Annotated in this window: 11 protein-coding genes; 6 read left to right on the forward strand and 5 right to left on the reverse strand. The window is 50.7% G+C overall.

What is annotated here, in order from left to right:
* Positions 1-54: 54 nt before the first annotated feature.
* The 3 genes from AC0YN3_RS15105 to AC0YN3_RS15115 all read right to left on the reverse strand — a co-directional run bounded on the left by AC0YN3_RS15105 (position 55) and on the right by AC0YN3_RS15115 (position 4108).
* Positions 55-936 (reverse strand): carbohydrate ABC transporter permease, encoded by an 882-nt coding sequence (locus AC0YN3_RS15105; protein WP_475775850.1) that lies wholly within the window; start codon positions 934-936, stop codon positions 55-57.
* A 27-nt stretch (positions 937-963) separates the two neighbouring features.
* Complete coding sequence (locus tag AC0YN3_RS15110; RefSeq protein ID WP_475775851.1) at positions 964-1896, reverse strand: ABC transporter permease; 933 nt, start codon at positions 1894-1896, stop codon at positions 964-966.
* Positions 1897-2362: 466 nt separating this feature from the next.
* A complete protein-coding gene (locus tag AC0YN3_RS15115) occupies positions 2363-4108 on the reverse strand; it encodes a methyl-accepting chemotaxis protein (RefSeq protein ID WP_475775852.1) in 1746 nt (581 codons plus the stop codon).
* A 347-nt stretch (positions 4109-4455) separates the two neighbouring features.
* Here AC0YN3_RS15115 and AC0YN3_RS15120 point away from each other — a divergent pair, with 347 nt between their 5' ends.
* Positions 4456-5622: a hypothetical protein gene (locus AC0YN3_RS15120; protein WP_475775853.1), complete on the forward strand. Its 1167-nt coding sequence runs from the start codon at positions 4456-4458 to the stop codon at positions 5620-5622.
* Positions 5623-5728: 106 nt separating this feature from the next.
* On the opposite strand, the gene AC0YN3_RS15125 is transcribed toward AC0YN3_RS15120, so the two are convergent.
* Positions 5729-8383, reverse strand: coding sequence for a putative bifunctional diguanylate cyclase/phosphodiesterase (locus AC0YN3_RS15125; protein ID WP_475775854.1), 2655 nt, complete (start codon positions 8381-8383; stop codon positions 5729-5731).
* Positions 8384-8635: 252 nt separating this feature from the next.
* Between AC0YN3_RS15125 and AC0YN3_RS15130 the strand changes: the two genes are divergently transcribed.
* Both AC0YN3_RS15130 and AC0YN3_RS15135 read left to right on the forward strand, forming a co-directional pair.
* A complete protein-coding gene (locus AC0YN3_RS15130) occupies positions 8636-9076 on the forward strand; it encodes a MarR family transcriptional regulator (protein WP_475775855.1) in 441 nt (146 codons plus the stop codon).
* A 28-nt stretch (positions 9077-9104) separates the two neighbouring features.
* A complete protein-coding gene (locus tag AC0YN3_RS15135) occupies positions 9105-12320 on the forward strand; it encodes an efflux RND transporter permease subunit (protein WP_475775856.1) in 3216 nt (1071 codons plus the stop codon).
* 84 nt (positions 12321-12404) lie between these two features.
* On the opposite strand, the gene AC0YN3_RS15140 is transcribed toward AC0YN3_RS15135, so the two are convergent.
* Entirely contained in the window at positions 12405-12998 is a 594-nt protein-coding gene (locus tag AC0YN3_RS15140) for a PadR family transcriptional regulator (protein WP_475775857.1), read from the reverse strand.
* A 335-nt stretch (positions 12999-13333) separates the two neighbouring features.
* On the opposite strand from AC0YN3_RS15140, the gene AC0YN3_RS15145 reads away from it, so the two are divergent.
* Genes AC0YN3_RS15145 through AC0YN3_RS15155 form a run of 3 tightly spaced genes read left to right on the forward strand, consistent with a single transcriptional unit; the run spans position 13334 to position 15151 of the window.
* Positions 13334-13639, forward strand: a complete 306-nt coding sequence (locus AC0YN3_RS15145; protein WP_475775858.1) for a hypothetical protein — start codon at positions 13334-13336, stop codon at positions 13637-13639.
* Between the two features lies 1 nt (position 13640).
* Positions 13641-14600 carry an FAD:protein FMN transferase gene (locus AC0YN3_RS15150; protein ID WP_475775859.1) on the forward strand — a complete coding sequence of 320 codons (960 nt, stop codon included), beginning with the start codon at positions 13641-13643 and terminating at the stop codon, positions 14598-14600.
* On the forward strand, positions 14597-15151 hold the full coding sequence (locus AC0YN3_RS15155; protein ID WP_475775860.1) for a ferric reductase-like transmembrane domain-containing protein: 555 nt from the start codon (positions 14597-14599) through the stop codon (positions 15149-15151). The genes AC0YN3_RS15150 and AC0YN3_RS15155 overlap by 4 nt, the downstream gene beginning before the upstream one ends.
* Positions 15152-15221: the final 70 nt, after the last annotated feature.

Genomic DNA, 15221 nt, shown 5'->3' on the forward strand with positions numbered 1-15221 from the left:
TCCTCCCCAATCTTTTTCTTATTTATGCCGAACCGAATGTGATTCGGGAACAGCCTACCCTTTGACCGCGCCAACCGTCAGCCCTTTAACGAAATACTTCTGAAAGAAAGGATAAGCGCAAATGAGCGGCAATACACCTACAACCGCTATGGCCATTCTCACTGTGCTGATCGGCACCGAAGATACGGTTGCCGTCTGACCCGATAAATTGTTTTGTTGCAAATATTGAACATCGGCAAGCATGCGGCTAAGCAAATTTTGAATACTGAACAGCTTGCCGTCGTTAATAAATATCAATCCGTTGTACCAGTCGTTCCAGTACGATATCAATAGCATTAAGCCGATCGTGGCCAAGCTAGGCAGCGCAAGCGGCATAACGATCCGGTAATAAATCGTTAATTCGTTGGCCCCGTCCACATACGCCGATTCCACGACCTCGCCTGGGATTGAGATGGAGAAAAAGCTGCGCATGAGCAATATGAAAAATCCGTTGGTGAGCAAGTTAGGCAGCAGCAGCGCCCAAATCGTATCCTTCAAGTGGAATAGATCGGTATATACGAGGTAGAATGGCACCAGCCCTCCGTTAAACAGCAGCGTAAAAAATACGAAAAATGATACGAACGTTCGAAACGGCAGCACGCTTCTGGAGAGAGGATAAGCAATCAGGGTTGAAATGAGAAGCCCTGCCGTAGTCCCCACAACGGTGATAAGCGCGGTAATGCCGTATGACCGTAATATCGAAGAGGACTTTTCGAACAAATAGATGTAAGCGTCTAGACTGAAATCGGATGGAATTAGGGCGTATCCATTCCTAATAATGGCGTTTTCATCCGTCAATGAAGCCGCAAGCAGCAGCAGAAACGGGAACAGCGCGGCAATGCTCATTATAATAAACAAAATGTGAACGACCGTTTGATTTACGCGGTTAGCATTCATTGCTGGTTTCGCTCCTTTCCTATTTTTTTAAAACAAAGCTAAATCTCGGTTTTTTCGGCGCACCAAGGCGTTGGTGAACAGTACTAGCGCAAATCCGACGACCGATTGATACAGGCCAGCCGCGGAGGACATTCCGAAATCTCCGAACGTCATCAGTCCGCGGTACACATAGGTATCGATAACGTCGGTAGTTGATTGCAGCGCCCCCGCGTTAAGCGGAACTTGATAAAATAAGCCGAAATCAGAGTGAAAAATTTTCCCTACTGCCAGAAGCGTCATGATGATGATAGTCGGCGTGATCAAAGGAATCGTAATGCTCCGAATTTGTCTCCATTTGGAAGCTCCGTCCAGCATGGCGGATTCGTAATAGTCTTGGCTAATACCGACGATTGCCGCCAAATAGACGATGCAGGAATAACCTATCGTTTTCCACAAATGAACGATCGTCAGGATATACGGCCATTTGCCGGAATCCGCATACCACGACACAGGGTCGATTCCAAGTAACGGCAGCACGTAAGAATTCATAAAGCCGTTCTCTTCGTTTAACAGGGCAAGCACCAGATACGCGACAATGACCATCGAAATCAGATAAGGCAGTAGAATGACGCTCTGATAAAAACGGGAGAAAAAACGTATTTTGACCTCGTTCAGCAAGATGGCGACTGCTACCGCAATAATCGTTCCAAGCACGATAAACGCTCCGTTATAAAGAATCGTGTTTCTCGTTATAATCCAAGCGTCCTGTGTTTGGAATAAGTAAGCGAAGTTATCGAATCCGACCCAGTCGCTGTTCCATATTCCTTTGGAAAAGTTAATATCCTTGAACGCAATCACGATTCCGAACATAGGCAGATAGTTATTGATAAATAAATAGGACATGCCTGGAACGATCATCGCCAGCAGCAACCAGTGCTTTTTGACGCCGCGAATACTGTTTCTCCACATGTTTTGGTTCATGCCGATTCCTCCTGTGCTATCCATACTAAAAGAATGTAATGTAAGCTTTCCTCACTCAAACCTGCCTTAACTAAATAATAATAGTTAGTGCTGGTAATGTCATTGGCCCGAAAATCCAAACAATAAGCATATTGTTAGATGATAAATACTAATTCCTCCTCCAATATTTATTACAGTTCGCTTTATATGACGCATATATAACATCAAATGAAGAAAAAGACCGATACTCAGATGCCGAGTATCGGTCTTTTTCAATTCTTAAAATTGTTTATTCATTTGGTCGATCAACTTATTGATTTGGCACAGCACAATTTCCTATAGTACTACCAGGCAATAAATTGCCATTTAAGGGCTTAAAGTAATGGATTGTTGAATCGCTTATTCACCTTATTGGAATAGGAGCATGATTATATAGTTAAAAGGCACAATCTCCTCAAAAAGCTTGAGGGGATTGTGCCTTTTTTGATTAGGTTTTGAATCTGCCGATGGCTTCATTCAAGCTTTGAGCGAGATTGCGAAGCTGTTCGGAGGAACTGGCAACCTCCTGCATGGAAGCGAGCTGCTCTTCCGATGCAGCGGCAACGCGCTGCGAGTTGCCTGCGGCGCTTGCCGTTATGCCCTCAAGCTCATCGAGGGATGCGGCGATTTGCTCGCTGCCCGCGGACATTTGCTCCGATGCGGCGGAAACCTCCTGTACCTGGCTGGATACGTCGCGAATGGATGCGACGATGGAACGGAAGGATTCGCCCGCATGGCTGGTTACCCGTGATCCGGCACGCGCCGCTTCCGCTGACAGCTCCATGGATGTAACCGCAGCAGCCGTTTGGCTGCCGATGCTGTGCAGGATCGTACCGATCTGCTCCGAGGATTCCTTGGAGCGTTCAGCCAGCTTACGGATTTCATGGGCTACGACCGCGAAGCCTTTGCCGTGCTCGCCGGCACGCGCTGCTTCAATGGAAGCGTTAAGCGCAAGCAGGTTGGTTTGATTCGCAACGTCGCCGATTAAGGCGAGGATGCTGCCGATGTTGTCGCTTTGCTGCTTTAATTCATGCAGCGTGGATACGGTAGCAACGACATTCGTTTCCACGGCTTGCATTTGCTGCAGCGTCTCGTTGATAACCGACTCGCCTTCCGTTGCGAGCGCGGTCGTATCGGCAGCAAGCTCGGATACCGATGAGGATGATTCCGCGATGCGTTGAATGCCGATGGTCATTTCGGTCATGGCGCGTTGGCATTCTTGGAAGCTTTGCAGCTGCGTGTCGGAGCCTGAGGCTACCTCTTGAATGGCTTCCGTCACTTCTTCTGTCGCACGCGAGGTTTGCTCCGCGCTTTGCTGCATGTTATAAGCTGATCCGGCCACTTCGTCTGAAGTGGTGCGGATGTTGCTGGTAAGCTGGCGAAGGCTTGCGATCATTTCGTTAAAAGCTAGCGATACTTGAGCGATTTCGTTCCCGCCTTTGACGGGTACGGCTAAGGTCAAGTCGCCTTTTGCAGCCAGGGAAGATACTTCGGCAAGACGTTTAAGCGGCTTCAGCACCAAACGGATCAAATATATAATAATAAGAATGGCGATAACAGAGAGCAGCAGCGCGATTCCAATGCTCTGCCACAGCATTTCTTTCATCGCATCATTGATTTGTTTGTAATCAATATCGATTCCGAAGATCCCGACGAGCTTGCCGCTTGGATCCTTCACCTGTGCCAGATAAGAGACCCATTCGCCGAATTGATCTACGACGGGCTCCGTGACGACGCTGCCTTTTTCCAGAGCGGTCTGAACGTCTTCGGCGAAGCCGGGCGTCATTTCGTAATCATCTCCTGCCCCTAGCCCTTCAGCTGTGAGCGCTTCGTTGCTTTGCATCATTTTGAGAAATTGTTTTCCGTCCCGTTCAATAATGTCTGGCATGTATACGTAGGCGTTGGAGACAATATCGTTTTTGATCATGACGTCCAATTGAAGCTTGAACCGATCGAAGGTTTCGTTCTTGGTATCCTTGCCGGCAGTAATTTCGTTGTAGCCGAAGGTAAGCAGATCATGTCCGGCTTCGATTTGGTAGCTTAAGGTTTCACCGATCCGTTCGATTTCAGCGAGGTATGATTTTTTCTGCGTGCTGTAGGAGAGATACTCGGTAATGCCAATGACTAGAACGAGCAGAAGAGCGAGCACGATGGAGCTGGTAACGACTAAACTTTTGTCTTTCATACGTTTCATTGGACCACACCTCATAATGATAAGATAAGTAATGTTATCGTCGAAATATGTCGAAAAATGAAGAGGATAGCGTATTCATTTTTTTGACAGTGCTTAATCAAGCGGCTGTATCCATAGTAGCAACCATCTATTAGGGAAATGCGCGTTTTATTGTTAGAAAAGTGTTGAGTTTTACATGTGAAAGCAGATAAGCCGAAAATGGTTAGTGAAAATATTGTCGGTTTTCAACGAATCGTATGCCATGTCCAAATTCAGCCAACTTTCAGCGGGGCTTAAAGGAGCTTTAAGCATGCGGGGCTATGATAGGTCTTGCAAGACCAAATCGAAAGTGAAAGGTGGAAGAAACAATGATGAAGGCAAAGGCAAAAGCAATAACTGCGGGCGCGATAGCGCTGACGCTGGCGCTTGGGGGCGGGAGTCTCTGGGCTAAACAATACGTGAACGCGGCAAGCAGCACGGGCACGCAGCTGGAGCAGGGCACCAAGGCAGACAACAGCAAGGCTGGAGCGGATCATGCGGGTAAACGCGGCGGATTCGGTCATGGCATTGATCAAATACAAACACGGCTGCTTGAGTACTTAGGTCTCGAAGAGGCAGCGCTGCAGGCAAAGCTGGAGACAGCGACATTGTCAGAAGTGGCTGTGGCCCAAGGGAAAACAAGGGCAGAGCTGAAGACGAAGCTCGTTGAGTGGCTGGAGGCAGCGGCGCCGGCTAAGCAAGAGGATGCCTCCGCAGCGAATACAGACAAGCAGCCAGCAAAGCCGGATGCGGCAACCGCAGCCGAGAAGCTGCTTGATTCGAAGGGTAATGCTTTTGGCAAGCATGGCCGTGACGGCAATGGCGTCTTTCACGGCTCGGCCGAGCTGGCGGCCGCGCTTGGGGTGACGGAGGATGTGCTGAAGACGGAGCTTGAAGGCGGCAAGACGCTGGCTGCGTTAGCAGCGGAGAAGGGCGTTGAAGCACAAACGCTAATCGATTTGCAGGTAAAGAATAAGAAAACGAAGCTTGCAGCCGAATTGGCGGCGGGAACGATTACGCAGGAGCAATATAATGAAAGATTTGAGAAGGCGGTTGAGAGGGCGACCCAGCATGTGAATGGCGTGCTGCCTCAGCGCGGCAAGGGCGGCGGCTTCGAACGCAACCTGGACGAGTTAGCCTCGGCGCTTGGGGTGACGGAGGATCTGCTGAAGACAGAGCTTGAGAGCGGCAAGACACTTGCGGGGCTAGCCGCCGAGAAGGGCATAGACGTACAGGTGCTCATCGATCTGCAGGCGAATGAGCAGAAAACGAAGCTTGCAGCTGAATTGGCAGCGGGTACGATTACGCAGGAGCAATACGACACGAAGCTTGCTGGAGCGGCAGAGCGTGCAGCAAAGCAAATTAACGGTGAGCTGAAAGCGCCGGGAGGCGGTCGCAAAGGAGAGGCTGGCGGCAAAGGCGCGCGCGGCGAGCGTCTAGAAGGAGCTGCGCCGAAGGATCAAGCAGCAGCAACCGATGCTGGCTCGGAAGCCTAGTTCTTACGCAGGACTAGCTTAAATGCGCAGCTTATGAATAAGGAGCTGTCTCATGGAATCATTGATTCCAGAGACAGCTCCTTGCTGCGTGCAGCTATGCGAGCATTCAAACGGCTTTTCCGAGCAGCAGTTCAAGCTCTTGCGGCGGCAGCGGTCTGCTGAATAAGTAACCCTGCAGCTCATCGCATTGCAAATCCGTACAAAATTGCGATTCCTCCGCCGTCTCGACCCCCTCCGCTACGACCCTCATGTTCATGCTGTGCACGAGCTCGATTATGGCTTTGACGATTGAAGATTTTTTGGAGTCGCTCGTAATGCCTTGTATAAAAGAGCGATCAAGCTTGACATCCGATATCGGCAGGCGTTGCAGCTGGTTGAGCGATGAATAGCCGGTGCCGAAATCATCGATAGAAATTTGAATGCCAAGGTTTTTGAGAAATAGGATGGTCTCGATGACTTGGTCCATATTGCGCATGAATACGCCCTCGGTTATCTCCAAACTCACGTATTGCGGCTCTAATCCGGTATCATTTAACGCCTTAATAATCATTTCGGTTAGATTTCCTTGATAGAAATGCCTTGCGGAGATGTTTACGGATACGCATATCCGCTGCAAGCCCGCATCCTGCCAAGCTTTGTTCTGGCGGCAGGCCTCTCGGAAAACCCAACTGTCGATGTCCAATATGAATCCGGATTGCTCCGCCAGCGGTATGAACTTATCGGGAGGAACCATGCCGAGCTCCGGATGATGCCAACGAATCAGTGCTTCGATGCCGCAGAGCTTGCCGGTTGCTGCGCTCATTTTCGGCTGATAATGCAGAGAAAATTGCTGCTGCAGCAAGGCGTTGTATAGCCCGTTCTCCACTTGCATTTTCTCCGTCATAGCCGAGACGAGCTTTGGTTTATAGAAGCGGTAGCATCCGTCGCCCTGCTCCTTGGCGCTGTACATGGCGATGTCCGCATTGCGGATAATCGTATCCATTTGTTCTCCATCCTGCGGATACAGGCTTACCCCCACGCTTACGGTCAGGAAGAGCAGCTTGTCATCGATGATGAAGGGCTCGTTGAACGAGTCGACGACAGCCTGCGCGCCAGCGGAAACCGTCTCCTCATTCTCATAGCACCCGATAAAAACAAACTCATCCCCGCCAAGCCGGAATACGGTACAGTCTTTAAAAACGGCAGTCCCGAAGCGTTCCGCCGCCTTTCGCAGCAGCTCGTCGCCAACGGCATGGCCCAAGGTGTCGTTAATTTGCTTAAAACGGTTCACATCTACGAACATGACGGCGATAGGCTGTTTGCTGTTTTCGTGCAAGGCAATTAAATCTTGGAAATGCAATGTAAACTGTAGTCTGTTAGGCAAGCCGGTCAACATATCGTAATAAGCGAGCTGATGCAGCCGCTCTTCGGATTGCTGGAGCATAAAGGCTTGCGACTCCAGCCGTTCGTTGCTTCGCTGTGCTTCTTGGAACACATGAATTAGGTTTGTCGACATATGCTTGAAATTGGCAATCAGTGAGTGCACCTCTACGAGGCTGCTGCTAGGCCAGTCTACATTATTGACTTGCTTGAGCTTCAACGGAAGATTGGTGGTCGCCGCTGCCAGCTGCGTTAGGCCCTTCGAGAGCGAGCGGTTAATGAAGAAGGCTAGAATGGCTGCGAATATGGCCAGCAGGATCAAATATATGAAGTGCGTAAAGTACTTTGAGAACAAATAGTTTTGGTAGTTTTTGATCGGTACTTCAATTGCAATATGCCAGTCGGTGGAGCTAATGTTTTCCGTATAGACAAAAATGCCATCATGCCATGTATGGAATTGCAGTGCTTGCCTGGGCTCGTTAGGCATCGTTAAAGACAGCTGGCTGTTAATCGCCGTTACCTGGCGGTTGTCTCCCCAGTCGTACTTATGCCCCTCAGCCTCAGGGTTGCTTGCAGCAACGACGAAATGGTCGTTGTCCGTTATATGGAGAGTAAAGGTGCTAGCGTGGTTCTCAAGCAGCAGCCGGAAGAAACGGACTTCTTCCTGAATCTGCTCGGCCTCGGTGAGCGAGAAGGACAGCTTGGAGGCCTGCCATCTATTCCAGGAGTCCACAATGCGATTCGTTTCACTTGCGGATAACCGCTGTGCATATAGGCTTACTTCTTTGAAGGAGCTAAGGCTGTTCATGAAAATATTAAGCAAGAAAGAAATAAAAACGATGCCGATGGAGAAATGGAACAGTACCTTGCTGAAGGAGAGCAGCCTTCTCTCTTCCCATGATAAGCCGCTCCATCTGCGCAGAGGCAAGTAATGGTCGATTACTTCGGCAAACAAGGAATTAAACATGCCGTTCATCGCGATCATGCAAGCAATAAGCAGCAAGTCCTTCGCATTTAACGGGGAGTCCACCGAATAGAAGATATAAATGAGCGGTATGCCGGCAAGCAGCCAGAACCAAGCATCCGCACCGAATAATGAGTTTTTGAATTTTTGAATTAGCAAGCCGACGGCTAACACTTCTATGATAAGAACGGAGTGATAGACGGGCTGGTCGAATAGCAGTAGGCCAATCGAAACAGCGGCAACCGCAGTCAAGAGTCCGGGCAGTAATCCGAACAAACGCATGATCAGCAGGATGAACAAGCTGGTAAACGAAAAGGTAATGCCGTATAAAAACTGAAAATGGTTCGTCTCGGCCGCTAGCGCAAGAAATGTGCATAAAGAAAATGCGCAAACCATCATCAATTGTTTATGATGCTGCTTAAACCATATGTTACCCACCTGCGGCCTCCTGATTGCTTATTTATTTTCCCTATAATTCGACAATATTCACTAAAATCCTCCTTTATTCTCTTTATAAGCTTCCATTTTTCTACAGTCTTTTTATAAATAAGCCATTTCTTGTTCACGATATGTTCAGAAATATAGGATTGCATCGCTGGATTCGATTTGATATAGTTCTATTGTCAAACTGTTTTACGATAGAATTAGTTTAGAGGCAATAACTTGGCATGATATAAGGAGGACATCACGGTGGACCGAGCATTGCTCAAAAATATTATCGATCGCTACGAGGCGGCCAATTTTCTAGTCAACCGCCGGCTGAATGCGATGATCCGCGAGCTTATGCCCGAGGATCTTACGGTAGACCAATATTCTACGCTCCGATACTTGCGGTCGCATGACAGAAGCACATCTTCGGAGCTGGCGGATATTTTCTGCGTAGGCAAAAGCTCGATAACAGCGATTATTAACCGGCTTTTTGATAAGAACCTGATTCAGAGGCTGCCGGATGAGAAGGATCGGCGCGTCATTTATTTGACGCTTACCGAGGAAGGCAATCAGGTATGCGATCACATGGCGGATAAGATCGACGTGCTGCTCGCCAGATACATCGAACGGTTCGAGGAGCAAGAGGCGCTTGGTTTTATTGAAACCTTCGAGAGACTCGCGAAGGAAATGATGCATTCATAGCTAACATCCATATGGAGGGAGAACAGAGATGAGAACCGTACTGAAATTCAGATGGCTAGTACTGGCGCTATGGCTCGCTGCAGCCATCGGCTTGATGCTCACGGCGCCGAATATGGAAGAGCTCGTTCGTACGAAAGGGCAGGTTAACGTGCCGGACGGGTACTCTTCAACAATGGCGAGCGAGCTGGAGGAAGCAATCGGAGGGAATGACGGGGCTGGTTCCAGCAGTGGAATGGCTACCGTTCTAGTCTTCCATAAAGACGGAGGGTTGTCTGATTCGGACCTAGCCGATGTAAAGGCAGGCATCGATAAGCTGAAGAGCAGCGCGGATCAGATTGGCGTCCTTGCTGTAACTACCCATTTCGACACCAAAGAATTGGCAGAGCAGATGGTATCCAAGGATGGCAGCACCGTTCTGGCGCTTGTTAACGTTGAGGCGGGAGACCGCACCCTCTCCGAGCTTAGTGACGGCCTTTATGAAACGATTTCCGATGTGAAGGTTGAACATTATTTCACGGGAAACTGGATCATCTCCGAGGATGTTGTGCAAAGCTCGCAGGAAGGGCTTAAGAAAACGGAGTTTATTACGCTCGGTTTCATTCTAGTCATCTTATTCGTTGTATTCCGCTCAGCAATCGCGCCCATCGTGCCGCTTGTTGCAGTGGGCTTCACCTACTTAATTACGCAGTCGGTTGTAGCGTTCCTGGTCGATTCTTTCGACTTTCCGCTCTCCAACTTTACGCAGATCTTTCTGGTTGCTGTCTTATTCGGGATCGGTACCGATTATTGCATCCTGCTCATCAGCCGCTTTAAGGAGGAGCTGACGCATAGCGGCGGCGACAAAACGCAGGCGATTATTCAAACGTATCGCACGGCAGGAAGAACCGTGTTGTTCTCCGGGTTGGCGGTTTTGGTCGGTTTCGCAGCCATCGGCTTCTCAACCTTTATTCTTTACCGCTCCGCAGTTGCGGTGGCAGTAGGGGTGGCGGTGCTGCTGCTCGCTTTGTTTACGATCGTGCCGTTCTTTATGGCCGTGCTCGGGACGAAGCTGTTCTGGCCCGCGAAGGGGTCGCTGGAGCACAAGCCAAGCAAGCTGTGGGGAACGGTCGGCAAGTTTTCCTTGAAGCGTCCAGTATGGGCGCTCCTCATATTGGCCGTCATTATCGTTCCTTTCCTAACGGCGTATAAAGGCACGATATCCTTCAATTCGCTTGATGAGATCGGAGACAAATACGATTCTGTCAAAGCATTCAACATTATATCGGACAGCTTCGGACCCGGCGATTCCTTGCCGACGACGGTTATTGTGAAGTCGGATAAGCCGATGGATTCACCGGAGGGGCTTGCCGCGCTTGAGCAGATTAGCCGCGAGCTTGCTAATACGGAAGGCGTGAAGGCCGTTCGCAGCGCAACGCGGCCAACTGGCGATATTATGGAGCAATTCCTCGTATCCGATCAGGTTACGACGCTTGAGGACGGTCTTGGACAAAGCGGAGAAGGCCTTGGCAAGATCGGTGATGGCCTGTCTGAGGCAAGCACGGCGCTAAGCGAGAACGCGCCAAAGCTGAATGAGGCGGTTGACGGCGCAGGCCAGCTCGTCGACGGTACGAATGAGCTGAAAGCGGGCATCGTTCAGCTCGGCGCGGGCCTTAAGCAGATTCAACGGGGGCTGGAGGACGGCTCTGCCGGCGCAGGCGAGCTAAGCGACGGATTGAAGCAAGCCGAGGAGAGTGCGAAGCAATTAGCTGGCGCCAGCCGCCAATTGCTTGCAAGCTATGGGCAGCTCGGGGGGGGTCTTGGCAAGCTTAGCGGCGCCTATCAAACCATTGCAGCGGAGCAAGCAAAGCTCGCCGGCGGTTTGTCTGGCGTCGAGCAAGGTTTGACCGATCTGCAGGGCAGCTATCCGGAGCTGCAAAATGATGAAAAGTTCCAAGAGGCGCTTAACTCGCTTGGGCAGCTGCAATTGGGAGCTGCGGGCATCGGCGGTCAATTGGCTGAGCTTAATACGCAGCTGTCGGGCATCTCAGGGGGCATGACGCAAGCGAATGCGGGACTGCTTCAGGCAACCGAAGGACAGTCTGCGTTGGCATCTGGACTTGGCAAGCTGGCGGCAGGCTTGGCTGAGCTGCAAAAAGGCATTTCGCAGGCAGCGGCAGGCCAAGGCCAAATTGTTTCGAAGCTTCCTAGCGTGACGCAAGGCTTCAATGAGCTTTCGGACGGACAGAAGGAGCTGCAGGCAGGCTTTGCGTCGTTAAACGATCAGCTTGGCGAGCTTACCAGCGGGCTTAATCAAAGCGTGGATGGCTTAACGCAGGTTACCGATGGGCTGGCTTCAGCCGGCGGTTATCTGAACGGGTTGTCCGAAGCGCCGAATAAGCAAATATCTGGCTGGTACATCCCAGCGGATGCCATCGCGAATGAGGAGTTCCAGACGGCGCTTAACGTGTATATGTCCGAGGATCGCCAAACCGCGAAATTCGACGTCGTATTCAGCGGCAATCCGTATGCGCAGGAAACGATGGATGAGATAGACGGACTTGAAGCAGCCGTTAGCCGCGGCCTCCAAGGTACCGAGTACAGTGGTGCCGAGGTAGCAGTCGGCGGCGTTACCAGCATGAACAATGACTTGAGGAATATTTCGAACGCGGATTATTCGCGTACGGTTATTCTCATGCTGATAGGTATTTCGATTATCTTGATCATCTTGTTCCGTTCCATCGTTATGCCGCTTTATATGGTTGCATCGCTGCTTGTGACCTTCTATTCGTCGCTGGCGATTGCGGAAGTTATATTCGTGAGGCTGCTCGGGCAGTCGGGCATAAGCTGGGCGGTTCCGTTCTTCGGATTCGTTATGCTGGTCGCGCTCGGCATAGACTACAGCATATTCCTCATGGACCGATTCAAAGAATACCGTCACTTGTCGCCTCAGCAAGCCATTCTGGAAGCGATGAAAAATATGGGTACGGTTATTATGTCGGCAGCGGTTATCCTGGGCGGTACGTTTGCGGCGATGCTTCCTTCGGGCGTCATGTCGCTTCTGCAAATCGCCACGATCGTGCTGTGCGGATTGTTCATGTACGCGCTCCTGATGCTTCCTTTGTTTATTCCGGTGATGGTGCGTACGTTCGGCGCAGCAAACTGGTGGCCGTTTATGGGACGCAGCCTAGACGCGGAGCGTGCTGGCGACAGCCAAGGCAGCCTTAAGCTGAGCGGACAGCATGTCTCTCATGACTCGACGCATTAATAGTTGATGAAAGATTACCCGCAGTCTTCCTTTAGGGAGGCTGCGGGTAATCTTTTTTTTGTTTGCGATGCTGCCGCATGCAGGCTAGAGACTGGTTTTCTGCTCATCGTCCGCAAGAAAGGCACTGAGCTGCAGCTGCTGCTCGCTTAACAGCTGCTGCAGCAGTACCGTTCTTTCCTTGCTGGCGGAAGCTTCCTGCTCCGCTCGTGTCACTAACCGGAACAGGTCGAATGACTCCGGCGAGAGTCCGAGTTTTTTGCGTATTTTCTCATTGCGGAATGACTCAGCCTCAGGCGAGAGATGTCCGTCGCTTATCGTTGTACGTCTTGTTTTGTCGGGAAGCAAGAGCAGGGCTGAGCGGCCTTGGTCTGTAATGTTATAGATCTTTTTCCCGTTATCCTCGACTTTGATGGCAATGAATCCGCGTTCCTCAAGCATTTGAAGCGTGGGATAGACGGACCCGGCACTTGGCTGGTAGAGCCCGCCGGATTGCTCCCCAAGCGACTTCATCATCTGGTAGCCGTGCATCGGCTCGCTATTAAGCAGTTTCAGCAGGGCGAACTTTACGCCGCCGCGCCCAAAATATCGCTTGCTGGCCATACGTTTCTCCGCTGGACGGGTTTCTTTATCTGCACGCATAAGCGGCATAAGGGATACATCAGAGTTCGACTTCATCATGTTGGGTTCACCTCGAACGTTTATGATTCGGAAATGGCTTGCTTTTACATTCCGACTGCCTAATCAGGAACGGATTCCATCCCTTTCTCGTCGGGCAGCAATGGCTTCTACCCTTACAGCATTGACAATGATTATTATTATTATTTGTATTTTTGAAAATAAACTGTTTCGAAGGGCTGCGCGCAATATGAATCGCTGGATCTAAAAGACGATTGGCCCGGCGCAGGCGGCGGGACTCATCGTTTTTTTATATGGCTTTAACCTAGGCTTCAGCGTGCCGCGATATACTCTGCTTAATGAAGAAGCAAGAATGGATACGGAGGGGAGAAGGACCAATGAAGCATAGGGCGATGAAATGGCAGCTGGCGGCATGCGGAGCGTGTGCCATTTACCTTGTATTTGGAACTGTACACAATAGCCAGGCGTTTCAAGAGGCGCATGCGAAGAAGACAGGCGAGAACGCCGGCCAATCTACCGAGCAGCAGCTTGAGGAAGACGATGTCGTCGACAGCTGGGCATCGCAGCGTTCAAATGGACGCTCCGATCGAAACTCCGCGAGGCAGGAGAGCAGCTATGGATCAACGGAGGACCAGGATGCCTCGGCCGGAACCGGTTTGAGGTCTCAGACGGGGAGGTCATAGGATGAGCAGGCTGACTTCCGCAACGTTTCGCGCGATGAATACCCAAGTCGACGTGCAGCTCGTCCATGGCTCAAGCGATGGGGAAGGAGCGGAATACATAACGATCGCGAAAGATTGGTTCGCGGATATGGAATCCCGGCTTAGCCGCTTCTTGCCCTCCAGCGAGTTATGCCAATTGAATCGTGCTGAGGGGAACTGGATGCTCGTATCGGATATTTTATATAAGGTTTTGGCAGAGGCAGAGTCTTACCGGTTGCGTACGGAAGGGCTGTTTAGCATGAATGTGCTAGCGGCGCTGCAAGCAGCGGGCTATGACCGGTCCTTTGAACATGTGCCGCAGTTTCAAGAGGCGAAGGGTGAGCAACCGCTGGCATCCTCCAATCACGTTCCCTTGGAATGGGATGAAGGAATGAGGGCAGTAAAGCTTGGCCGGGGCGTACGGCTCGATCTTGGAGGGATTGCAAAGAGCTTTACCGTCCGCAAGCTGGCAGATTGGCTCCGCCGCAGAAAGGGAGTTGCGAGAGGCCTAATTAACGCAGGCGGAGATGCTTTCGTATGGGATGAGCGGGAGGAAGCAGGACCTGCAGAGCTGTGCATTCAAAGTCCGTGGAACGACGCAAGAACCGATGCATCGGTTTGGCTTTTCAATGGCGGAGTAGCGACCTCAAACACGATCGGGAGAAGCTGGACTACGGATGACGGAAAACGCCATCACATCATCGATCCGCGTACAATGAAGCCAAGCGCAAGCGATGTGGTCCAGTGCACGGTCGCGGGACCGAATCTTACTGCTTGCGAGGTATGGTCTAAGGTTGTTTGCATTGCCGGAATGGAGAATGGAAAGCGGCTGCTGGCGCAGCATGCCCCAGCATACGAGGGTTATATGTATCTGGAGGACCGATCGTTTCATAGGCATCCCGCAGCCATTGCGAAACATTCGACAAGGAGGAAGGTAACATGACAGACTGGATGATTGGGCTTCCTACCTGGCAGCTTATCCGCTTTTTCGGCATAGCCGCTTATTTACTGCTTTTTGGAGGAATGACTCTAGGTATTCTATATGGCTACCCGTTCATGAAAGGGAAAAGAAAGCCGCTGGTGTACAAGTACCATATGCGATTGACGAATAGCGGCTCGCTGCTGGCGCTGCTGCATGCAGCAGTATTGGTTATTGATACCTATACCCCGTTCGCATGGAAGGAGGTTCTCGTACCGTTTATGGCACATGAGCATCCTGTTCTCTATGGCATGGGAACGCTATCACTCTATGGCATGCTGCTGTTGCTGCTTACCTCAGACTTAAACAATAAGCTATCCAAAGGCCTTTGGTTGTTCGTACATTTGCTCGCTTATCCGATATTTGCGCTCGCGATGGCTCATGGCTTTCTGGCAGGAACGGACTCGCAGCTGCCGGTGGCGAAGTGGATGTACGGCCTGACATTCCTTATTACGCTCTTGCTGCTGGGAGGCAGGACGTTAGTACGGAAACCGGCACGCCGAATGGCAGCCTGATCGGCAGATCATTTATTCTTAGACAGAATAGGGGGCCCATAGTAGAATGAATTTACTTTAAATTTATATT

The sequence above is a fragment of the Paenibacillus sp. J22R232 genome, assembly GCF_056269165.1.

Excerpts from the sequence above, each read along its gene's own strand:
- AC0YN3_RS15155 (WP_475775860.1), top strand. The coding sequence starts at position 14,597 with ATGACAGACTGGATGATTGGGCTTCCTACCTGGCAGCTTATCCGCTTT.
- AC0YN3_RS15105 (WP_475775850.1), bottom strand. The coding sequence starts at position 936 with ATGAATGCTAACCGCGTAAATCAAACGGTCGTTCACATTTTGTTTATT.
- AC0YN3_RS15145 (WP_475775858.1), top strand. The coding sequence starts at position 13,334 with ATGAAGCATAGGGCGATGAAATGGCAGCTGGCGGCATGCGGAGCGTGT.
- AC0YN3_RS15115 (WP_475775852.1), bottom strand. The coding sequence starts at position 4,108 with ATGAAACGTATGAAAGACAAAAGTTTAGTCGTTACCAGCTCCATCGTG.
- AC0YN3_RS15110 (WP_475775851.1), bottom strand. The coding sequence starts at position 1,896 with ATGAACCAAAACATGTGGAGAAACAGTATTCGCGGCGTCAAAAAGCAC.
- AC0YN3_RS15135 (WP_475775856.1), top strand. The coding sequence starts at position 9,105 with ATGAGAACCGTACTGAAATTCAGATGGCTAGTACTGGCGCTATGGCTC.
- AC0YN3_RS15120 (WP_475775853.1), top strand. The coding sequence starts at position 4,456 with ATGATGAAGGCAAAGGCAAAAGCAATAACTGCGGGCGCGATAGCGCTG.
- AC0YN3_RS15140 (WP_475775857.1), bottom strand. The coding sequence starts at position 12,998 with ATGATGAAGTCGAACTCTGATGTATCCCTTATGCCGCTTATGCGTGCA.
- AC0YN3_RS15150 (WP_475775859.1), top strand. The coding sequence starts at position 13,641 with ATGAGCAGGCTGACTTCCGCAACGTTTCGCGCGATGAATACCCAAGTC.